Genomic DNA, 22,590 nt, shown 5'->3' with positions numbered 1-22,590 from the left:
TCCCTACATCAGCAGCAGAAGCGACCGTCCCGCGACGTCGATGGCGTCGCCGCCGCCCGGCTGCGGGCGCGGATCGGCCTCCGGCTGGTCGGTGTCGACCATGACGGTCCAGTCGCCGCCGCCGTCTTTTTCCGGAACGACGAACGGCACCACGCCGTCATGGGCGTTGAAGATCAGGATCGCCTGTTCGTCCGCGGTCTTGAGCCTCAGGCCGATGCAGTCGGCGTTGGAGTCGGCCCAGTGCTCCGGCTTCTGCTCGCCGCCGCCGGGATTGAGCCACGAGATCTCCATGCCGTCGCGGAAGCTCGAGCGGCGCAGGATCGGGTGATCGGCGCGGATCTTGGCGAGCTTCTGGGTGAAGGCCAGCAGCGCCTTGTTGTTGTCGTTGAGATCCCAGTTGACCCAGGAGATCTCGCTGTCCTGGCAGTAGCCGTTGTTGTTGCCGCCCTGCGTGCGGCCGAACTCGTCGCCCGCCAGGATCATGGGCGTGCCGTGGCTGAACAGGAGCGTGGCGAGGAAGTTGCGCTTCTGGCGCTCGCGGGTCGCCACGATCCCCTCGTCGTCGGTCTCGCCCTCGACGCCGTAATTGTACGAGCGGTTGTGCGAGTGGCCGTCCTTGTTGTCCTCGCCGTTCGCCTCGTTGTGCTTGTCGTTGTAGGTGACGGTGTCGTGCAGCGTGAAGCCGTCATGGGCGGTGACGAAGTTGACGCCGGCCCACGGCCGCCGCCCGTTGCGGTCGTAGACGTCGCCCGAACCCGTGATCCGCGCCGCGAAGCCCGAGAGCGTGTCGGAGCTCTTCTTCCAGTAGTCGCGCACGTCGTCTCGGTACTTGTCGTTCCATTCCGCCCAGCCGGGGGGGAAGCCGCCGACCTGGTAGCCGCCGGGCCCGATGTCCCACGGCTCGCCGACGAGCTTCACCTGGCGCAGCGTCGGATCCTGGTTCACGGCGTCGAAGAAGCCGCCGCGCGGATCGAAGCCGTCGGGCTCGCGGCCAAGGATCGTGCCGAGATCGAAGCGGAAGCCGTCGACATGGCATTCCTCGACCCAGTAGCGCAGCGAATCCGTCACCATCTGCAGCACGCGCGGATGGCTGGTGTTCACGGTGTTCCCGGTGCCGGTGTCGTTGATGTAGTAGCGCGGCTCGTTCGGCATCGTTCGGTAGTAGCTGAGGTTGTCGATGCCCTTGAACGAGAGCGTCGGCCCGAGCTCGTTGCCCTCCGCCGTGTGGTTGTAGACCACGTCGAGGATGACCTCGATGCCGGCGTTGTGGAATGAGCGCACCATGTGCTTGAAGCTCGCGATCCGCGCCCTGCCGGACTTGCCGTTGCCGCCGGCGTAGCGCGCCATCGGCGCGAAGAAGCCGATGGTGTTGTAGCCCCAGAAATTCTTGAGGCCCTTGCCCTCAAGATGCTGGTCGTCGAGGAAGGCGTGGATCGGCAGCAGTTCGACCGAAGTGACGCCGAGCGCTTTGATGTGGTCGATGACCGCCTTCTGGCTCAAGCCGTCGAAGGTGCCGCGCACGTCCTCGGGCACGCCGGGATGCAGCATCGTGAAGCCGCGGACATGGGTTTCGTAGAACACGGTCTTGTCCCACGACACGTCGGGCTTGCGGTCGCCCTGCCAGTCGAAGGCGGTGTCGGCGACCTCGCATTTCGGCGTAAACGGCGCCGAATCCCGCTCGTCGAAGCTGAGATCCTTCTCCTTGGCGTCGAGCCGGTAGCCGAAATGGCTGTCGTCCCACGTGATCTCGCCCGCGAGCGATTTGGCGTAAGGGTCGAGCAGCAGCTTGTTGGGATTGAAGCGGTGGCCTTCCTCTGGCGCGTAGCGGCCGTGGACGCGGTAGCCGTAGCGCTGGCCGGGGAGGATTCCGGGCAGGTAGCCGTGCCAGATCTCGTCGGAGAATTCGGGGAGCGTGACGCGCTCGACCTCGTTGTCCTTCTCGTCGAAGAGGCAGAGCTCGACGCGCTCCGCATGAGCCGAGAACAGCGCGAAATTGGTGCCTTCGCCGTCGAAGGTCGCGCCGAGCCTGTTCGGCCGCCCGGCCTCCGCCCGGCGGTCGGTCTTGATGTCGCTCATGCGGTCGCTAGCCCTTTCCCCGAGGCGGCAAGCCCCGACTTCGTGTCCCGTCACCGCGATGAGAACGGCGCGCAAGCGCGCGCGTTCCCGGTGATCGTCGGATCACAAAGAAACTAGGACAGGGCCCGCCGACGTCAGCCCTTCGGCTTGGGTTTCGCGGCCTTTCCGGGCTTGTCCGCCTCGGCTTTGTCCTTGACGGGCTTCGCGGCCTTGGCGGCGGCCGGCTTGGCCGGCTCTTTCGCCGCAGCCTTCGGCGCCTCCTCGGTCGCGACCTTCGCCTTTTTCGGCTTGGCGGGCGCAATGTCGACCGCCGCGCCCTTGGTCGGTCGCGGCTTCGGCGCGTCGTTGGCGACGACGGTCTTCGTCACGACGCCGCTCGCGCCGGCGCCCTTGACCACCGGCTTCACGCCCTTCGGCTTCTTCGCCTTCGACGGGACCGGCTCGCCTTCGCTCGCGGCGATGCGCTTTTCGGCCTCGTACCAGTGCTCGTCGCCGCGGCCCTCCGGCCGTCCGGCCTCGTTCCAGATGCGGTACGCCTCGTCCTGAACACGCCTGTCTCGATCGCCCATCGCCCTCTCCTTCACCCGCTTCAGGGGTTGTCGGCTTAAACGGCCGACCGATGTGTGGGTTTCCGCTGCGGCGCGGCGCCCTGACCCGCCGCCTTGCTTGAGTGACGCTCAGACTACTGATTCGTTTCGGAGATTCGAATGTCCTATGCCTCAATCGACGCCGTCGACGCCGCAAAGCGCCCGCGGATCGCGATCGAGGCGGTGAGGCCGAGCGTCGACGGCGGCCGTTTTCCGGTCAAGACGATCGCCGGCCGCCCGATCACGGTCGAGGCCGACATCTTCGCAGACGGCCATGAAGTGCTGCGCGCCGAGATCCTCTGGCGCGGGCCGAACGGCGGCGACTGGAAGCGCGCGGCCATGGCCGAGGTCGTCAACGACCGCTGGACCGGGACCTTCACGCCCGACGAGATCGGTCGTCAGGAATTTCTCGTCGAGGCCTGGTGGGACGACTTCGGCACCTTCCGCCGCGATCTCACGAAAAAGCGCGACGCCGGCTTCGACGTGGCGCTCGAGACCGACGAGGGCATCGAGATGCTCGAGGAGTTTTCGGCGAAGGCCGAGCCCAAGCTAGCCCGGGCGCTTGCGGACGCCGCGCTGAGGACGCGCCCGCTCGACGTCGCCGGGCGCGTCGCCGAGCTGCTGTCGTCCGATGCCGCGCAGGCCGCAAAGGCCGGCGACCCGCGCCACCACGCGGCGCGCACCGAGCCGTTCCCGCTCGAAGTCGAGCGCACCAAGGCCGAGTTCGCGAGCTGGTACGAGCTGTTTCCGCGCTCCGAAAGCGGCGACCCGGCACGCCACGGCACGTTCCGCGACGTGATTAAGCGCCTGCCCATGATCCGCGACATGGGCTTCGACGTCCTCTACTTCCCGCCCATCAGCCCGATCGGGTCGTCGAACCGCAAGGGTCCGAACAACACCCTCACCCCCGGCCCGAACGACCCCGGATCGCCTTACGCGATCGGCTCGGAGGCCGGCGGCCATGACGCGCTCCATCCGGAGCTCGGCTCGCTCGAGGATTTCAAGGCGCTCGTCGACGCTGCGGCCGAACACGGGCTCGAGCTCGCGATCGACTTCGCGATCCAATGCTCGCCCGACCATCCGTGGCTGAAGGAGCATCCGGGCTGGTTCAAGTGGCGCCCTGACGGCTCGATGAAATACGCCGAGAACCCGCCGAAGAAGTACCAGGACATCGTCAATGTCGACTTCTACGGCCCGGACGCGGTTCCGGGCCTTTGGGCGGCGCTGCGCGACGTCGTGCTGTTCTGGGCCGAGCAGGGCGTGAAGATCTACCGGGTCGACAACCCGCACACCAAGCCGTTCCCGTTCTGGGAGTGGATGATCGCCGAGGTGAAGGCCAAGCACCCGGACGCCATGTTCCTGTCGGAGGCCTTCACCCGCCCAAAGGTGATGTATCGGCTCGCAAAGGTCGGTTACGGCCAGTCCTACACCTACTTCACTTGGCGCAACCACAAGAAGGAGCTCGAGGACTACCTGATCGAGCTCACCACCACCGCGCCCAAGGACTTCTTTCGGCCGAACTTCTTCGTCAACACGCCGGACATCAACCCGTTCTTCCTGCAGACCTCGGGCCGGCCGGGCTTCCTGATCCGCGCGGCGCTCGCGACGACGCTCTCGGGTCTCTGGGGCATGTATAACGGCTTCGAGATCTGCGAGAGCGCTCCCCTGCCCGGCAAGGAAGAATATCTCGACAGCGAGAAGTACGAGATCCGCATCCGGAACTGGAACCAACCGGGCAACATCATCCAGGAGATCACGCGGCTCAACCGGATCCGCAAGGAGAACCCGGCGCTGCAGACCCATCTGGGCGTGAAGTTCTACAACTGCTTCGACGACAACATCATCTATTACGGCAAGGCGCGCACCGCCCCCGACGGAACGCCGATCGACATGGTGCTGTGCTTCGTCGCGCTCGATCCCCATTCCGAGCGCACGGCCGGATACGAGGTCCCGCTCTGGGAGTTCGGGCTGCCGGACACCGGGACCGTTGAGGTCGAGGATCTGATGCGCGGCAACAGCTTCACGCTGACCGGCAAGAGCCACTCGATCTACATCAACCCCCACGAGCTGCCGTTCCACGTCTGGCGGCTTAAGCCCGCGGGAGCCGTGGCATGAACGTCCAGCACTCAGCCCAGACCAAGCCGACCGGCACGCTCGTCTCCAAGGACGGCGTCGATCCGCTGTGGTTCAAGGACGCCATCATCTACCAGCTGCACGTGAAGTCCTTCATGGACTCCAACGGCGACGGCATCGGCGACTTTCCGGGCTTGATCTCCAAGCTCGACTACATCGCCGATCTCGGCGTCAACGTGATCTGGCTGCTGCCGTTCTACCCGAGCCCGCGGCTCGACGACGGCTACGACATCAAGGAATACACTGGCGTCTCGCCCGACTACGGCACGCTGCAGGACGTCAAGCGCTTCATCCATGAGGCCCACAAGCGCGGCCTGAAGGTGATCTCCGAGCTCGTCATCAACCACACCTCGGACCAGCATCCGTGGTTCCAGCGCGCGCGGACCGCCAAGCCCGGCTCGGCGCACCGGAACTTCTACGTCTGGTCCGACAATGACGAGCTCTATTCGGGCACGCGCATCATCTTCCTCGACACCGAGCGCTCGAACTGGACCTGGGATCCGGTGGCCGGCGCTTATTTCTGGCACCGGTTCTACAGCCACCAGCCGGACCTGAACTTCGACAACCCGCAGGTGCTCAAAGCCGTCTTCAAGGTGATGAAGTTCTGGCTGGACCTCGGGATCGACGGGCTTCGGCTCGACGCCGTGCCCTATCTCATCGAGCGCGACGGCACCTCGAACGAGAACCTCCCCGAGACCCACGACATCCTGAAAAAGATCAGGGCCGAGCTCGACGCCACCTATCCGGACAGGTTCCTCATCGCCGAGGCCAACATGTGGCCGGAGGACACCAAGGAATATTTCGGCGACGGCGACGAATGCCACATGGCGTTCCACTTCCCGCTGATGCCGCGCATGTACATGGCGATCGCGCGCGAGGACCGCTTCCCGATCACCGACATCATGCGGCAGACGCCGGCGATCCCGGAAAACTGCCAATGGGCGATCTTCCTTCGGAACCACGACGAGCTGACGCTCGAAATGGTCACGGACAAGGAGCGCGACTATCTCTGGAACACCTATGCGTCCGATCGCCGGGCGCGCATCAATCTCGGCATCCGCCGGCGCCTCGCGCCGCTGATGGAGCGCGACCGGCGCCGCATCGAGCTGATGAACTCGCTGCTGCTCTCGATGCCCGGAACGCCCGTCATCTATTACGGCGACGAGATCGGGATGGGGGATAACATCCATCTCGGCGACCGCGACGGCGTCCGCACGCCGATGCAGTGGTCCATCGACCGAAACGGCGGGTTTTCGCGGGCGGACTTCGCCTCGATCGTGCTGCCGCCGATCATGGACCCGCTCTACGGCTACTTCGCCGTCAACGTCGAGGCGCAGGCGCGCGACCCGCATTCGCTGCTGAACTGGACGCGCCGCATGCTCGCGACGCGCCGCCAGCACATCGCCTTCGGCCGCGGGACGCTGCGCTTCCTCTATCCGTCGAACCGCCGGGTGCTCGCTTATCTGCGAGAGCATGAGGGCGAGACGATCCTCTGCGTCGCCAATATGGGCCGCAGCCCGCAGGCGGTGGAACTCGAGCTTTCCGAGTTCGAGGGCCGCGTGCCGGTCGAGATGACGGCCGGCTCGGTGTTCCCGCCGATCGGCCAGCTGACCTATCTGCTCACCCTGCCGCCTTACGGCTTCTACTGGTTCATCCTCGCCAAGGAAGCCGAGGCGCCGAGCTGGCATACGCCCGCGCCCGAGCCGATGGCCGACTTCGAGACGCTCGTCCTGCGCGCCGGCGTCGACGACGCCATGCAGGTGGAGGCGCGCAAGACGCTCGAGACCGCGGTGCTGCCGAACTACCTGGCGCGCCGCAGGTGGTTCTCCGGGAAACACCAGAAGCAGATCATCCCGCGCATCAAGGGCATGTCGCGCCTGCCCGGCGACGGCGAGCCGATCGGCCTCATCGAGATCGAGGTCACGGGCGGCGCCGAGCCGTCGCGCTGGCTGCTGCCGATCGCGGTCGTGTCCGAGGACGACCCGCTGCCGGCGCTCGCCGGGCGGCTGGCTTTGGCGCGCGTGCGTCGCGGCCGCGAGGTGCAGCTCCTCACCGACGCCTTCGCGCTGCCGGCCTTCGCCCATGCGATGGCGCGCTCGCTGAAGCAGTCCGCGCGGCTGCCGAGCGGCGACGGCGAGATCGTGTTCGAGCAGGCGGAAGGCGCGAACGTGCCGGAGCTTCCGGCCGACGCCGAGATCAACTGGCTCTCGGCCGAGCAGTCGAACTCCTCGCTCATCGCCGGCGACCTGATGATGATCAAGGTTCTGCGCAAGATCGCGCCGGGCGCGCATCCGGAAGCCGAGATGGGCCGCTATCTCACCGAGAACGGGTTCGCGGCTTCCGCGCCCTTCCTCGGCGAGATGGTGCGGGTCGCGACCGACGGCACGCGATCGACGCTCGCGATCGTGCAGGGCTTCGTCCAGAACGAGGGCGACGCCTGGACCTGGACGCTCGACCACCTCACCCGCCAGCTCGACGAATTCGGCTCGACGGGCGGCGGCGAGATGACCGAGGTCGAGCGCTTCAGCGAGTTCACGGACTTCGCCGGCAATCTCGGCACGCGCCTCGCCGAGCTTCATGCGACGCTCGCCAAACCGAGCGCAGACCCGTGGTTCGCGCCGGCGCCGGCCGCGACCGGCGACGTCGAGGGCTGGAAGGCCCGCGCCACCGGGCTGCTCGAAGGCGCGATCAACGCCCTGCGCGCCAAGGCCGACTGGGTCGACCCGGCGCAGGCGACGCGCGCAGGCTCGATCATCGCCCGCCGCGACGCGCTGGAGACCGCGATCGGACAGCTGGCGGAAGCCGGCGGCGGCACGCCGATGACGCGCATCCACGGCGATCTCCATCTCGGCCAGATCCTGGTCGCGAGCGGCGACGTCGTGTTTATCGACTTCGAGGGCGAACCCGCCCGGCCGCTCGAGGAGCGCCGCGGCAAGGCCTCGCCGCTGCGCGACGTCGCGGGCGTGCTGCGCTCCTTCGATTATGCGGCCGCGATGGTCGGCCGGAACGAGCAGGCCTCGGCGCATGTCGCGGGCCCGCGGCGCGACGAGTTCCTGGAGCGCTTCCGCGTCGACGCCGCCCAGGCCTTCCTCGACGCCTACCGGGCGCGCGCGGAAGCCGAGGGGCTTTCGGTGTCGAGCGAACTGCTCGACATGTTCCTGATCGAGAAGGCGGCCTACGAGATCGCCTATGAGGCGGCGAACCGTCCGGCATGGATCGACGTTCCGCTTGGGGGCCTGCACGCCCTTGCGGCCCGACTCGCTCCAGAAGAGGGAGGCCAATCATGACCGCCGCCAGAGCCATGGCCATGCGCCCAGGCCCGGAAGGACATATGAAACTCGACCGCTCCGCCCTCGACGCCCTCGCTCACGGCGCCCACGCCGACCCGTTCGGCGCGCTTGGCCGCCGGGACGACGGCGACGGCCCCTATATCCGCGCGCTTCTGCCCGGCGCGCTTTCGGTCGAGGCGATCGACGCCAAGACCGGGGCGTCGATCGGCAAGCTCAAGCAGATCGAGGACACCGGCGTGTTCGAAGGCGCGGTGCGGGGCGTGGACCCCTATCGCCTGAAGATCGACTGGCCGGGCCAGCAACAGGAAACCGAGGACCCCTACTCCTTCGGCCTGCTGCTCGGCGACATGGACCTGCATCTCCTCGGCGAGAGCCGCCATTTCGAGCTCGCCTTCGCGCTCGGCGCCAACGCGATGGAGATCGAAGGCGTCAAGGGCGTGCGCTTCGCCGTCTGGGCCCCGAACGCCAAGCGCGTCGCGGTGGTCGGCGACTTCAACGCCTGGGACAAGCGCCGCAACCCGATGCGGCTGCGCCACCCCTCGGGCGTCTGGGAGCTCTTCATCCCGCGCATCGGCCCGGGCGAGCGCTACAAGTTCGCGCTGCGCGGGCCCGACGGCGGCGAGCTTCCCGACAAGGCCGATCCGGTGGCGAAGTCGGCCGAGCCTGCGCCCGGCACGGCCTCGATCGTGGCCGATCCGAAGGCTTACGAATGGACCGACGGCGACTGGATGGCCTCGCGCGAGCGACGGCAGGAGCCCGACAAGCCGCTGTCCTTCTATGAGGTCCATCTCGGCTCGTGGATGAAGGACGGCCGCGCGGTCGACTGGAACTTCGCGATCGAGAAGCTGATCCCCTACGTGTCCCAGCTCGGCTTCACGCATGTCGAGCTGCTGCCCGTGGCCGAGCACCCGTTCGGCGGCTCGTGGGGCTACCAGCCGCTCGGCCTGTTCGCGCCGACCGGCCGCTACGGCGCGCCGGAGGACTTCGCGAAGTTCGTGGACGCCGCGCACGCCGCCGGGATCGGCGTGGTGGTGGACTGGGTGCCGGCGCATTTCCCGACCGACGCCCACGGCCTCTACCGCTTCGACGGCACGCCGCTCTACGAGCACGCCGACCCGCGCGAAGGGTTCCACATCGACTGGAACACCGCGATCTACAATTTCGGGCGCCGCGAGGTGCAGAACTTCCTGATCGCGAGCGGCCTGCACTGGCTCGAGCAGTTCCATGTCGACGGCCTGCGCGTCGACGCCGTGGCCTCGATGCTCTACCGCGACTACTCCCGCAAGGAGGGCGAGTGGGTGCCGAACCATCTCGGCGGCCGCGAGAACCTCGAGGCGATCGGCTTCCTGCAGCACTTCAACGCCGTGATGCGCGAGCGCGTGCCGGGCGCCATCACCATCGCGGAGGAATCGACCGCCTGGCCCGGCGTCACCCGCACCACCACCGAGGGCGGCCTCGGCTTCCACTACAAGTGGAACATGGGCTGGATGCACGACACGCTGAACTACATGGAGCAGAACCCGATCTACCGCTCCTACAACCATGACGGCATCACGTTCGGGCTGGTCTACGCCTTCTCCGAAAAGTTCGTGCTGCCGCTGAGCCACGACGAGGTGGTGCACGGCAAGGGCTCGCTGATCGGCAAGATGCCGGGCGACGCCTGGCAGAAATTCGCCAATCTGCGCTCGCTTTACGGGCTGATGTGGACCCACCCCGGCAAGAAGCTCCTGTTCATGGGCGGCGAGATCGCCCAATGGAGCGAGTGGAACCACGACGCGCAGGTCGACTGGCCGGCGCTCGACGACCCGCACCACGCCGGCGTCCAGCGCCTGATCCGCGACCTCAACGCGATCTACGCCAAGGAGCCGGCGCTCCATGCGCGCGACCACCTCGACTCAGGCTTCCGCTGGGTGATCGGCGACGACCGGACGAACTCCGTCTTCGCCTTCCGCCGCGAGGGGGAGGACGGCGCTCCGCCGGTTCTCGTGGTCGCCAACATGACGCCCGTGCCGCGGCACGGATATCGCATCGGCGTGCCGAAGGCGGGCTGGTGGAGCGAGATCATCAACACGGACGCAGGCCTCTATGGCGGCTCGAACGTCGGCAATGGCGGCGGGCTCGAGGCGCAAGCCGTCGAGAGCCACGGCGAGGCGCAATCGCTCGACCTCTCGCTGCCGCCGCTGTCGGTGATCGCGCTGCGCGCGGGGTAGGCTCGGGAACTGGGGGAATGAACACGGTGCGGGGTCAAATGCGCTCGGGGGAGCACGCCGGACTGAGTGATGAAGCCTTGAGCACGGCGCGACGCCTCCGCCCCCCTCTCCCGCGTGCGGGAGAGGATAAGGGTGAGGGGAAGTCGGCGCGCCCGTTCTTTTTGACTTTCCCTCATTCGACCTCGGCTTCGCCTCGGCCACCTTCTCCCGCAAGCAGGAGAAGGGAAGAGCCATGAGCATCCTCGAAGAGGGCCTGCCCTACCCGCTCGGCGCGACCTGGGACGGGCTCGGCGTGAACTTCGCCGTCTTCTCCGCGCACGCCGAGCAGATCGACCTCTGCCTGTTCGATCCTTCGGGCCGGCGCGAGATCGCGCGGATGGCGCTGCCCGAGCAGACCGACGAGGTGTTTCACGGCTATCTGCCGAACGCCCGCGCGGGGCTGCTCTACGGCTTCCGGGCTCACGGCCCCTACAACCCGCAGCACGGCCACCGCTTCAATCCGAACAAGCTGCTGCTCGACCCCTACGCCAAGCAGCTCGCGGGCGAAGTGCGCTGGTCCGACGCGCTCTACGGCTACCGCCTGCACTCCCCGCGCGCCGACCTCTCGTTCGACCGGCGCGACTCCGCGCCCGGCATGCCGAAGGCGGTGGTGATCGACGGCAGCTTCAACTGGGGCGACGACCGGCCGCCGAACGTGCCCTGGGGCGAGACCGTCATCTACGAGGCGCATCTGCGCGGCCTCACCATGCTGCGGCCCGACGTGCTGCACCACGAGCGCGGCACGTTCGCGGCGCTCGCCAGCCCCCCGATGATCGAGCACTACAAGCGGCTCGGGATCACCGCGGTCGAGCTTCTGCCGATCCACGCCTTCGTGCAGGACCGGCGGCTGGTCGAGATGGGGCTGAAGAACTTCTGGGGCTACAACAGCCTGGCGTTCTTCGCGCCCGAACCGCGCTACCTCTCCGACGGCTCTCTGAACGAGATGAAGGTCGCGATCCGCCGGCTCCATGCGGCCGGGATCGAGGTCGTTCTCGACGTCGTCTACAACCACACGGCCGAGGGCTCGGAGGAAGGCGCGACGCTGTCGTTCCGCGGCCTCGACAACCTGTCCTACTACCGACAGGAGACCCATGACTGGCGCCGCTGCGTCAACGACACCGGCTGCGGCAACACCGTCAATCTCTCTCATCCGCGCGTGCTGCAGCTCGTGATGGATTCACTTCGCTACTGGGTCGAGCACTATCACGTCGACGGCTTCCGCTTCGATCTCGGCACGGTGCTCGGCCGCGAGACCCACGGGTTCGACCCCGGCTCCGGCTTCTTCGACGCCGTGCGCCAGGACCCGGCGCTCTCGCGCGTCAAACTGATCTCGGAGCCGTGGGACATCGGGCCGGGCGGCTACCAGCTCGGCAATCATCCGCCAGGCTTCGCCGAGTGGAACGACAAGTTCCGGGACTCGACCCGCCGGTTCTGGCGCGGCGACGGCGGGCAGCGGCCGGAGTTCGCGGCGCGGATCGCGGGCTCGTCGGACCTCTTCGACAAGCGCTCGCGAAAGCCCTGGGCCTCGGTCAACTTCGTGTCCAGCCACGACGGCTACACGCTGGCCGACACGACGTCCTACGAGCGTCGCCACAACGAGGCGAACGGCGAGGACAACCGCGACGGCCACGGCGAGAACTACTCGTCCAACTGGGGCGTCGAGGGACCGTCGAGCGATCCGGAGATCCGCGCGACCCGCGCCCGCGTCGCCCGCGCGATGCTCGCCACGGTGCTGTTCGCGCAAGGCACGCCGATGCTGCTCGCCGGCGACGAGTTCGGCCGCACCCAGAACGGCAACAACAACGCCTATGCGCAGGACAACGAGACCTCCTGGGTCGACTGGCGCAAGGCGGCGACGCCCGAGGGCGAGGCGCTCGTCGACTTCATCGGCCGGCTGATCGAGCTCAGGCGCGCCCACAAGGTCCTGCACTGCAATCGCTTCCTGCACGGGCTCGACCAGCCCGCGCCCGGCGTGCTCGACATCGCCTGGTTCGACGAGAACGGCGCGCCGGTTTCTCCCGACGCCTGGAACGACCATCGCGAACGCACGTTGACGCTGCGGCGCGCAAAACCCCGAGCCGACGGCGCCGTTCCCCTCGTGACGCTGATGATGAACCCGACGCCGGAAGACCGCGCCTTCGCCCTGCCGCCCCCGAAGCTGCCGACCACGATCCTGTGCGACACGGCGGCGCCCGAGGCGCCGGAGCGCTTGGCCGAGGGAGACCGCGTCACGGTCGCGGGTCGCAGCGCCGTGCTGCTGATGTCGCTCCATCCGCCCGTGCGCCGCGGGCGTCCGCCGAAGCTCGAAGCCATATCCGGAGACGACCAAGCTTGAGCGACGCCTTCGTCCGCCCCCTGCCCCTCGGCGCGACCTACAAGGCGGGCGGCACGACGTTTCGCTTGTGGGCGCCGGCCCTCGACGACGTCGAGCTCGAGATCCGGGACGACGACCCGCGCAAGATGGAGCGCGACGAGGAAGGCTGGTTCGCGCTCACCGTGGACGTCCCCGCCGGCGCGCGGTACCGCTACCGCCTGCCCGACGGGCTCGCCGTCCCGGACCCGGCGTCGCGCTTCCAGGACGGCGACGTCCATGGCTGGAGCGTGCTGGTCGATCCGCTCGGCTATCGCTGGCTCGCGGGCGACTGGGCCGGACGGCCATGGCGCGAGGCGGTGCTCTACGAGCTCCATGTCGGCTGCTTCGGCGGCTTCCGCGGCGTCGCCGCCGCTCTGCCGCGGTTGAAGGACATCGGGATCACGGCGATCCAGCTGATGCCGATCTGGGATTTTCCGGGCGCGCGCAACTGGGGCTACGACGGCGTGCTGCCTTACGCGCCGGACGCCGCCTACGGGACGCCGGAGGAGCTCAAGGGCCTCATCGACCGCGCCCACGAGCTCGGCCTGATGATGTTCCTCGACGTCGTCTACAACCACTTCGGGCCGGACGGGAACTACATTGGGGCCTATGCCCCGCCAGCCTTCCGCGAAGATCTTCACACCCCCTGGGGCGGCGCGATCGACTTCCGCCTCCCGGAGGTCCGCTCCTTCTTCACCGAGAACGTCCTCTACTGGCTGATCGAGTACCGCTTCGACGGCCTGCGCTTCGACGCGGTGCACGCGATCTGCGAGCAGGACTGGATCGACGAGATGGCGGCCGCCGTCCGCTCCAGCCACGAGCTGCGCGACCGCCGCATCCATCTCGTTCTGGAGAACGAGAACAATCAGCAGAGCCATCTCGCCGGCGACGTCGACGCCCAGTGGAACGACGACTTCCACCACGTCTTCCACGTGCTGCTGACGGGCGAGCGCGAGGGCTATTATGACGATTTCGCAACGGATACGGCCGGAAAGCTGGCGCGCTGCCTGAAGGACGGCTTCGTCTATCAGGGCGAGCTGATGGCCCATATCGGCCATCCGCGCGGCACCCCGTCCGGACATCTGCCGCCCAAGGCCTTCGTGTCGTTCCTGCAGAACCACGACCAGGTCGGCAACCGCGCTTTCGGCGACCGCCTGACGACGCTCGCGCCCCCGGGCGGCGTCGAGGCCGCGACCGCCGCCTTCCTGCTCTGCCCGCAGATCCCGATGATTTTCATGGGCGAGGAGGTCGCGAGCGAGACCCCGTTCCTGTTCTTCACCGACTTCCAGGACGAGCTCGCCGACGCCGTGCGCGAGGGACGGCGCAAGGAGTTCTCCAAGTTCGCGGCCTTTGCGGGCGAGGAGATCCCCGACCCCAACGCCAAGTCGACCTTCGAGGCCTCGATCCCACAGCCCCATCCGACGCTCGCGGGCGAGCGCGCCGCTCTGTTCAAGCGTCTTCTCGCGATCCGCGCCGCCGAGATTTCGTCGCGCGAGGCGACCGCCGACGCCGAGGCGGAAGCGATCGGCCCCAAGGCGGTGCGCGCGACATGGCGCTTCGAGGACGGGGCGCGGCTGACGCTCGCGGTCAATCTCGCCGACAGCCCGCTGGACGTCGCCCCGATCGAGGGCCCCCTGCTCTACGAGAGCGCGCCCGGCGTCGCCGACGCCGCCCGGGCGGGACGGCTCGAGGGCTTTGCGGTCGTCGCGTTGATGGAGAAGGCATGACCACGGACGATCTCGTCCGCCGCCTCGCGACCCGCGCAGGTTTCGCCGTTCACTGGACCGATCAGGCCGGCAAGGCGCAGGAGGTCTCGCCCGAAACGCTGAAGCGTCTGCTCGCCGCGCTCGGCGTCTCCTGCGAGACCGAGGCGCAGGCCCGGGACGCGCTCGCGTCGCTCGACGCCGCCGACCGCGCCCGCCCGCCCCTCGTCACCGCGCGCGTCGGGGAGCCGTTCGACATTCCTGAAGCGACGGCCGTGCAGGCGCGGCTGACGCGCGAAGACGGCGAGATCTTCGAGTTCATGCTGCAGGACGCCGGCGACGACCGCGCCCGCGCGCGCCCGATCCTCGAGCCCGGCTACCACCAGCTGGAGTTCGGCGACGAAGCGATCGTCGTCGCGGTCTCGCCCGGCCGCGGACGTTCGATCGTTGACGCCGGCCAGGGCCGGCGCATGTGGGGGCTCGCCTCGCAGGTCTACGGCCTCACCCGCAAGGGCGACGGCGGGATCGGCGATCTCGGCGGGGTCGCGGCGCTCGCAGAAGCCGCCGCCGCGGCCGGCGCCGACGCGCTCGCGCTGTCGCCGCTCCACGCGGGCTTCTCGGCCGACCCGCACCACTTCGGCCCCTATTCCCCGTCGAGCCGGCTGTTCCTCAATCCGCTGCACGCCGATCCCGACTTCCTGTTCGGCGAGGAGCGCGTGCGCGAGGCCGCCAAGGCCGCGGGCGTGGCGGCCGGCCGGGCCAAGCTCGAAAAGGCGGCGCTCGTCGACTGGCCGGGCTCGGCGGCCGTGAAGCTCGCGACGCTCCGGACGCTCCATGACAGCTTCCGCGCCGTCGAGCTCGGCGCGGACACCACGAGCCATCTCGCGCTCGACTATGCGGCTTACCTTCGCGAGGGCGGCGCTCTGCTGATCGAGCACGCCCGCTTCGAGGCGCTGCACGCGGCGCGCTTCGGCGCGGATCCTGGCCAGTGGGACTGGCGGCGATGGCCCGAAGGCCTCAAGGATCCGAACGGCCCCGAGGTCGAGGCCTTCGCGCGCGAGCATGCCGGCGAGGTCGATTTCCACCTCTTCCTGCAATGGATCTCGGACCGCTCTTTCGCCGCGGCCCAAAGCGTGGCGCACAAGGCCGGCATGGCGATCGGCCTCGTCTCGGACCTCGCGGTCGGCATGGACGCAGGCGGCAGCCACGCCTGGAGCCGGCAGCAGGACGTGCTGGTCGGCCTCTCGGTCGGCTCGCCGCCCGACCTGTTCAACCCGAACGGCCAAGCCTGGGGCCTCGCCACCTTCTCGCCGATCGCGCTGAAGGCCCAAGGCTTCGCGCCCTTCCTCGCGACGCTGCGCGCCTGCATGAAGAACGCCGGCGGCGTCCGCATCGACCACGCCATGGGGTTCGCCCGTCTCTGGATGGTCCCGGAGGGCGAGAGCTCGAAGCACGGGGCGTATCTCTCGTTCCCCGTCGACGACATGCTGCGGCTCACCGCGCTCGAGTCGCTGCGCAACGACTGCGTGGTCGTGGGCGAGGACCTCGGCACCGTGCCGGAGGGGTTCCGCGACAAGCTGGCCGCGGCCGGCGTCGCCGGCATGAAGGTGCTGCAGTTCGAGCGCGACGACGCGCACGGCTTCTTTCCGCCGGACTATTACCCGCAGGACGCGCTCGCCATGACGACGACGCACGACCTGCCCACCATGGCTGGCTGGTGGTCGGGCGCGGACATCGCGCTCAAGGCCTCGATCGGCGGCCAGCAGTTCGGCGAGACGTCAGAGAACGACACGGCGACCCGCGAGGGCGAGCGCGGCGAGCTCTGGCGCGCCTTCGAGCAGGCGGGCGTCGCGCGGGGGCCGCGGCCGGCTCCCGACGAGACCGATCCCGCCGTCGCCGCCTCGATCCGGTTCCTGGCCGCCACCCCTTCGAAGCTCGTGCTGCTGCCGCTCGAGGACGCGCTCGGCCAGGTCGAGCAGCCGAACCTGCCCGGGACGCTCGACGAACATCCGAACTGGCGCAGGCGCCTGGCCAAGCCCGCGACGGAGATGCTCGCGGAGCCGAAGGCCGCCGAGCGGCTGAAGAGCCTGAACAGGAGACGAGAGGGGTGAGCCGCGTGGAGCGAGCGCAGCCCTTCTCCCCTCCCCCTTGCGGGGAGGGACCGGGGATGGGGGCGGCTCCGAATGAGGCTCAGAGGGCGACGTCGCTCTCCGCAGAACCGAGGCGCTCGATCCTGAACCACCCCCACCCTCACCTTCCCCGCAAGGCGGAGGGAGTTGAGACGTCGCGCCACGTCCTAGACGAGCGCCAGAAACCATCGACCCGCGTCGCGATCCAACGGAGCCCCGCCCCATGACCAACGCTCCGGCCGTCGCCGCCCCTCCCCGCGCCACCATGCGCTTCCAGTTCCACAAGGACTTCCCGTTCGAGCGCGCCATCGCGCTCGTGCCCTATCTGCGCAGGCTCGGGATCAGCCACCTCTATTCCTCGCCGATCCTGACCGCCCGCGCGGGCTCCAACCATGGCTACGACGTGGTCGACCCGACCAGGGTGAACCCCGAGCTCGGCGGCGAGGACGGCTTTCGCAAGCTGGTGGCGGCGCTGCGCGCCGAAGGCCTTGGAATGGTGGTCGACATCGTCCCCAACCACATGGCGGTCGGCAAGGACGACAACGCCTGGTGGCTCGACGTGCTGACCTATGGCCGCGGCTCGCGCTTCGGGCATTTCTTCGACATCGACTGGGAGCCGGCCGACCCGGCGTTGCGCGACAAGATCCTGCTGCCCACCCTCGGCGTGCCCTACGGCGAGGCGCTGCGCTCGGGCGACCTCAAGCTCGCGCGCGACGGCAAGCGCGGCGGGATCACGCTGCGCTACGCCGACCACATGTTCCCGATCCGCCCCGAAGACCGCTACGACATCGAGACCGCTGGCGGCATCGAGGCCTACGACGCGACGACCGAGGACGGCCGCGCCCGTCTCCACGCGCTGCTCGAAAAGCAGAACTGGCGGCTCGCCCACTGGATGGTGGCGGGCGACGAGATCAACTGGCGGCGCTTCTTCGACGTCAACGAACTCGCAGGGCTTCGCGTCGCCGATCCCGCAGTGTTCGAGGCGACCCATGAGAAGCTACTCGACCTTTACGCCGAGGGGCTGATCGACGGGTTCCGCGTCGACCATATCGACGGGCTCGCCGACCCCGGCGGCTATGCGCGGAACCTGCGCGACCATCTCGACGAGCGGCAGGCGGAGCGGCCGGGAGAGCTTTCCGAGCAACGCGCCTATCTGGTGATCGAGAAGATTCTCGGCCCCGGCGAAGAGCTCGCGCGCGACTGGAAGGTCGACGGCGCGAGCGGCTACGACTTCATGGACGACGTCAGCGCGCTGCTGCACGACGCTGATGGTGAAGAGAAACTTAACGTCTTTTGGGCCGAGATCAGCGGCCGGCCCGCCGACTTCCATGTCGAGGAGGAGACGGCGCGGCGCGAGATCCTCGACCGCTCCTTCTCGGCCCAGCTCGACCAGGCGACCGACGCGCTGCACCGGGTGGCGCGGCTCGACTACGAGACCCGCGACACGCCGCGCGCCGCGATCCGCCGGGCGCTCGTCGAGCTGCTCGCGCATTTCCCGGCCTACCGCACCTACGCCAACGCGATCGAGGGACGCACGGAGGCCGACAAGCCGATCTTCGCGAAGGCGCTCGAAAAGGCGCGCCTGACCATCATGCCGGCCGACGCGCCGGTGCTGGACCAGCTCGACGGATGGCTCGGCGGCAAGAAGGCGCCGGACGATCAGCGCATCCTGCTCGACAAGGCGATCCGCCGGTTCCAGCAGCTCTCGGCGCCGGTCGCCGCCAAGGCGGTGGAGGACACGGGCTTCTACCGCTACGGCCGGCTGCTTTCGCGCACCGACGTCGGCTTCGACGTCGCGACGTTTTCGATGGACGTCGCCGAGTTCCACCGAAAGGCGGCGGCCCGCGGCGAGGCGTTCCCCGACGCGATGCTCACCGGCGCGACCCACGACCACAAGCGCGGCGAGGACGTGCGCGCGCGGCTCGCGGTGTTGAGCGAGATCCCGGACGAGTGGACCTCCGCGGCCCGCCGCTGGCGCGAGGCCTCGGCCGAGCTGCGGAGCGCGGACGGGCCGTCGGCCGCAGACGAGCAGATCCTCTGCCAGACGCTCGTCGGAGCCTGGCCTCATTGGCTCTCGCCCGACGACGCAACGGGCTGTGAGGCCTTCGCCGACCGCGTCGCGGGCTGGCAGGAGAAGGCGCTCAGAGAAGCAAAACTCCAGACCGACTGGAGCGCGCCGAACGAGGCCTATGAGACCGCGGCGCGCGACCTGCTCATGAAGCTGATGACGACGCCCGGCCTGAAGCTGCGCGCCGAGATTGCGGCCTTCGCGCAGCGCATCGGCCCAGCAGGCGCGGCCAACGGGCTTACGCAGACGCTGCTCAAGCTCACCATCCCGGGCGTGCCCGACACCTATCAGGGCGTCGAGTTCTGGGACCTGTCGCTGGTCGATCCCGACAACCGCCGCCCGGTCGATTTCGCGGCCCGCGAAGCCGCGCTCGGAAAGGCGGAGACGCCGCTCGAGGCCGCCGCCCATTGGCGGGACGGCGCGGTCAAGCAGGCGCTGATCGCCGCGACTCTCGCCGAGCGCGCGCGCTCGCCGCGGCTCTTCTCAGAAGGCTCCTACGAGCCGCTCGAGATCGAGGGTCCGGACGCCGACCATGTCGTCGCCTTCGCCCGCACGCTTGGCGGCGACACGGCCGTCGCCGTCGCGTTCCGGCAGGCCTGCGGGCGCCTGGACGCCTCCGACGGCCTGCGGATGGCCGAAAAAGTGTTGCAGAAGAACGTCATAAACATGCCTGCGACATTGCGCGACAGGCAGGCGACAGACCATGTCACCGGACGGTCAACGAGGCTGAAGGCCGAGACGCTCTTGGGCGATCTGCTTCTTCTGCCCGTCGCTTTTCTGACGTCTTCGTCCTGAGGCGTAAGTCGTTCTGCGTATATTCAATTGCGCACAATTCAGCCCATTCATTGGAGGTGGTCGCAGGGGGCGGCCGATGACACCTCCGGCGAGGGGGCCCGGCGAATGGACGACATCAAGCTGTCTTTGTCCGCTCAGGACACCGAACTCGTTGCCCAGGCGCTCGACGTCTACGCCACGACGTTGATGTGCACGCCTCTCGGGCTCGGGCTCGATCTTCTGGTGCAGGTTCGCGCGCTGCGGTCGCGCCTCGCCGACACGGCGAGCCGGCACGTCGCGACCATGGACGCGCTGGACGATCCCGACACCAACGTCGTGATGTTCGCCGCACGGGCGTGACGCCCGGATGCTGCGGGCGTGAAACCCAAAGGCCCTCGTCCCGGGCTTGACCCGGGACCCAGAGCCGAGACGCGTTTCCAGATCATCTGACGATCGCGCTCCGTTCTGCTGACGCATCGGTTCTGGGTCCCGGATCGAGTCCGGGACAAGAACCCCATCCCCCTTCCCCATCCATGCGACGCCCCGCCACGGCCTTCGCCGGTCCTGCGCGCGCTCGCGCCGAGACGCCGGGGTTGCCCTCCCCCGCCCCCGCGTCATCTACTGCGTTGCAGCATTCGACATATCGGCCCGGCTCTTGCTAGGTCGACGGTCGACCGACTCATGCGACGGGGGACCTGGCTCATGAACGACACCGCATCCACCACGGCGGCCGATCTGGAGCGTCCTGTCCGCGGCGGCTCCGACGCCCCGGAACCGGGCGCCGCCGCCAAGAAACTCGGCAAGGAGATCCTGGCCGAGCTGACCTATTCGGTCGGCCGCACGCCCGACACCGCAAGCGACCGCGACTGGTTCGTGGCGACCGCGCTCGCGGTGCGCGACCGGATCGTCGACCGCTGGGTCGCCGAGCACAACGCCGCGACCCCGCAGAAGCGCGTCTACTATCTCTCGCTCGAGTTCCTGATCGGCCGCCTGCTGTTCGACGCGATGAACAATCTCGGCCTGATCGAGGACGCCCGCGAGGCGCTTGCAGGCCTCGGCGTTGACATCGACAAGGTGCGGGCCGCCGAGCCCGACGCGGCGCTCGGCAATGGCGGCCTCGGGCGCCTCGCCGCCTGCTTCATGGACTCGATGGCCTCGATCGGCGTGCCGGCCTTCGGCTACGGCATCCGCTACGATCACGGCCTGTTCCGCCAGGGCATGCGCGACGGCTGGCAGCAGGAATATCCGGAAGACTGGCTGTCGTTCGGCAATCCGTGGGAGTTCGCCCATCCCGAGGTCGACTATCCGATCGGCTTCGGCGGCTATGTCGAGCAGGTGATGGAGGGCGGCGAGCCGCGCTTCGTGTGGCGCCCGGCCGAAACCGTCGAGGCGGTGGCGATCGACACGCCCGTGGTCGGCTGGCGCGGCAAGCACGTGAACACGCTGCGCCTCTGGTCGGCCCGCGCGCCTGACCCGATCTCGCTCGACGCCTTCAACCGCGGCGACTATGTGGGCGCGCTCGCCGACCGCGTGCGCATCGAGTCGATCTCGAAGATCCTCTATCCGTCGGACGAGACGCCGGCCGGCCAGGAGCTGCGGCTGCGGCAAGAGTACTTCTTCGCCTCCGCCTCGCTGCAGGACCTGATCCGCCGCCATCTCGGCGAGCGCGGCGACATCAAGAGCCTCGCCAGCCACGTCTCGATCCAGCTCAACGACACCCATCCGGCGATCGCCGTGCCGGAGCTGATGCGCATCCTGCTCGACGTCCACGGCCTCTCATGGGACGAGGCTTGGAAGATCACGGGCGCGACCTTCTCCTACACCAACCACACGCTGCTGCCCGAGGCGCTCGAGAGCTGGCCGGTGCCGCTGCTGGAGCGGCTGCTGCCGCGCCACATGCAGATCATCTACCTCATCAACGCGCTCGAGCTCGAGGCCGCGCGGGCCAAGCGCCCGGGCGACGACGCGCTGCTCACCACCATCTCGCTGATCGACGAAGGCAACGGGCGCCGCGTGCGCATGGGGTGGCTCGCCTTCATCGGCTCGCACAAGGTCAACGGCGTCTCGGCGCTGCACACCGACCTGATGAAGCAGACCGTGTTCCGCGACCTGCACGCGCTGCATCCCGGCCGCATCGTCAACAAGACCAACGGGATCACGTTCCGCCGCTGGCTCAGCCAGGCGAACCCGCTGCTGACCGACGTCATCATCGACGCGATCGGGCCGGAGATGCTCGACGACCCGACGCAGCTCGACAAGCTCGCCGCGCTCGCCGACGACACGGGGCTCCATGACAGGCTGATGGCCGCGCGCCGCGAGAACAAGATCGCGCTCGCCAAGATCATCATGGAGCGCAACGAGGTGAAGGTCGATCCGGACGCGCTGTTCGACGTCCAGATCAAGCGCATCCACGAATACAAGCGCCAGCTGCTCAACATCCTGGAGACGGTCGCGGTCTACAACGCGATGCGCGCCCAGCCGATGCGCGCCTGGCTGCCGCGCGTGAAGATCTTCGCCGGCAAGGCGGCGGCGAGCTATCACACCGCCAAACTCATCATCAAGCTCGCCAACGACGTGGCGCGGACGGTCAACACCGATCCGACGCTGCGCGGCATGCTGAAGGTCGTGTTCCTCCCGAACTACAATGTCAGCCTCGCCGAGCGCATCATCCCGGCGGCCGACCTCTCCGAGCAGATCTCGACTGCGGGCCTCGAGGCGTCGGGCACCGGCAACATGAAGCTCGCGCTGAACGGCGCGCTGACGATCGGCACGCTCGACGGCGCCAATGTCGAGATCAAGGAGCATGTCGGCGACGACAACATCTTCATCTTCGGCCTGACCGCCCAGGAGGTGGAGCAGAAGAAGCGCGCCGGCTACGACGCCCGCGAGGCGGTTGCGGCTTCGGCCACGCTGCGGGAAGTGCTGGACTCGGTCGCCGGGGGCACCTTCTCGCCCGACGATCCCGGCCGCTATCGCGGGCTCGTGGACGGGCTTCTCAACCACGACACCTTCCTGGTGACGGCCGATTTCGACGCCTATTTCGCTTCCCAGCGCGCGGTCTACAAGAAATGGCGCGACCGGCCGGTCTGGATGCGCTCGAGCGTCATCAACACGGCGAAAGTGGGCTGGTTCTCGTCGGATCGGACCATACGTGAATACGCTGAAGAGATCTGGAACGTGACGCCCTCGGCCTGACGCGGCCGGGCGTCCCGCCCGCCCCCGCGAAGT

11 protein-coding genes are annotated in these 22,590 nt (G+C 68.5%); 9 read left to right on the top strand and 2 right to left on the bottom strand.

The window, feature by feature from the left end:
• Positions 1 to 3: 3 nt before the first annotated feature.
• Positions 4 to 2,076, bottom strand: coding sequence for a glycogen debranching protein GlgX (gene glgX, locus ACFOWB_RS11445; RefSeq protein WP_378147373.1), 2,073 nt, complete (start codon positions 2,074 to 2,076; stop codon positions 4 to 6).
• Between the two features lie 134 nt (positions 2,077 to 2,210).
• Positions 2,211 to 2,645, bottom strand: a complete 435-nt coding sequence (locus ACFOWB_RS11440) for a DUF2934 domain-containing protein (protein WP_378147371.1) — start codon at positions 2,643 to 2,645, stop codon at positions 2,211 to 2,213.
• Positions 2,646 to 2,783: 138 nt separating this feature from the next.
• On the opposite strand from ACFOWB_RS11440, the gene ACFOWB_RS11435 reads away from it, so the two are divergent.
• The 9 genes from ACFOWB_RS11435 (at position 2,784) to ACFOWB_RS11395 (ending at position 22,557) form a co-directional block, all read left to right on the top strand.
• Complete coding sequence (locus ACFOWB_RS11435) at positions 2,784 to 4,778, top strand: alpha-1,4-glucan--maltose-1-phosphate maltosyltransferase (protein WP_261402375.1); 1,995 nt, start codon at positions 2,784 to 2,786, stop codon at positions 4,776 to 4,778.
• Complete coding sequence (treS, locus tag ACFOWB_RS11430) at positions 4,775 to 8,083, top strand: maltose alpha-D-glucosyltransferase (protein ID WP_378147368.1); 3,309 nt, start codon at positions 4,775 to 4,777, stop codon at positions 8,081 to 8,083. Before ACFOWB_RS11435 ends, treS begins: the two co-directional genes overlap by 4 nt.
• Complete coding sequence (gene glgB, locus ACFOWB_RS11425) at positions 8,080 to 10,296, top strand: 1,4-alpha-glucan branching protein GlgB (RefSeq protein ID WP_378147366.1); 2,217 nt, start codon at positions 8,080 to 8,082, stop codon at positions 10,294 to 10,296. The genes treS and glgB overlap by 4 nt, the downstream gene beginning before the upstream one ends.
• Before the next feature lie 232 nt (positions 10,297 to 10,528).
• The gene (glgX, locus tag ACFOWB_RS11420) at positions 10,529 to 12,670 is read left to right on the top strand and encodes a glycogen debranching protein GlgX (protein ID WP_261402374.1); all 2,142 of its coding nucleotides are present in this window, start codon (positions 10,529 to 10,531) and stop codon (positions 12,668 to 12,670) included.
• Positions 12,667 to 14,415, top strand: a complete 1,749-nt coding sequence (gene treZ, locus ACFOWB_RS11415) for a malto-oligosyltrehalose trehalohydrolase (RefSeq protein WP_378147363.1) — start codon at positions 12,667 to 12,669, stop codon at positions 14,413 to 14,415. The genes glgX (ACFOWB_RS11420) and treZ overlap by 4 nt, the downstream gene beginning before the upstream one ends.
• Positions 14,412 to 16,502 carry a 4-alpha-glucanotransferase gene (gene malQ / locus ACFOWB_RS11410; RefSeq protein WP_261402371.1) on the top strand — a complete coding sequence of 697 codons (2,091 nt, stop codon included), beginning with the start codon at positions 14,412 to 14,414 and terminating at the stop codon, positions 16,500 to 16,502. Before treZ ends, malQ begins: the two co-directional genes overlap by 4 nt.
• 241 nt (positions 16,503 to 16,743) lie before the next feature.
• Positions 16,744 to 19,383, top strand: a complete 2,640-nt coding sequence (treY, locus tag ACFOWB_RS11405) for a malto-oligosyltrehalose synthase (RefSeq protein ID WP_378147360.1) — start codon at positions 16,744 to 16,746, stop codon at positions 19,381 to 19,383.
• Between the two features lie 105 nt (positions 19,384 to 19,488).
• Complete coding sequence (locus ACFOWB_RS11400) at positions 19,489 to 19,722, top strand: hypothetical protein (RefSeq protein ID WP_378147358.1); 234 nt, start codon at positions 19,489 to 19,491, stop codon at positions 19,720 to 19,722.
• 342 nt (positions 19,723 to 20,064) lie between these two features.
• Positions 20,065 to 22,557 (top strand): glycogen/starch/alpha-glucan phosphorylase, encoded by a 2,493-nt coding sequence (locus ACFOWB_RS11395; protein ID WP_378147356.1) that lies wholly within the window; start codon positions 20,065 to 20,067, stop codon positions 22,555 to 22,557.
• Positions 22,558 to 22,590 lie beyond the last annotated feature (33 nt).

The sequence above is a fragment of the Chenggangzhangella methanolivorans genome, assembly GCF_042648545.1.
Classification (GTDB): Bacteria; Pseudomonadota; Alphaproteobacteria; order Rhizobiales; family Methylopilaceae; genus Methylopila; species Methylopila methanolivorans.
The sequence above is the reverse complement of the archived record's forward strand: the minus strand, read 5'-3'. Positions and strand labels throughout refer to the sequence as shown.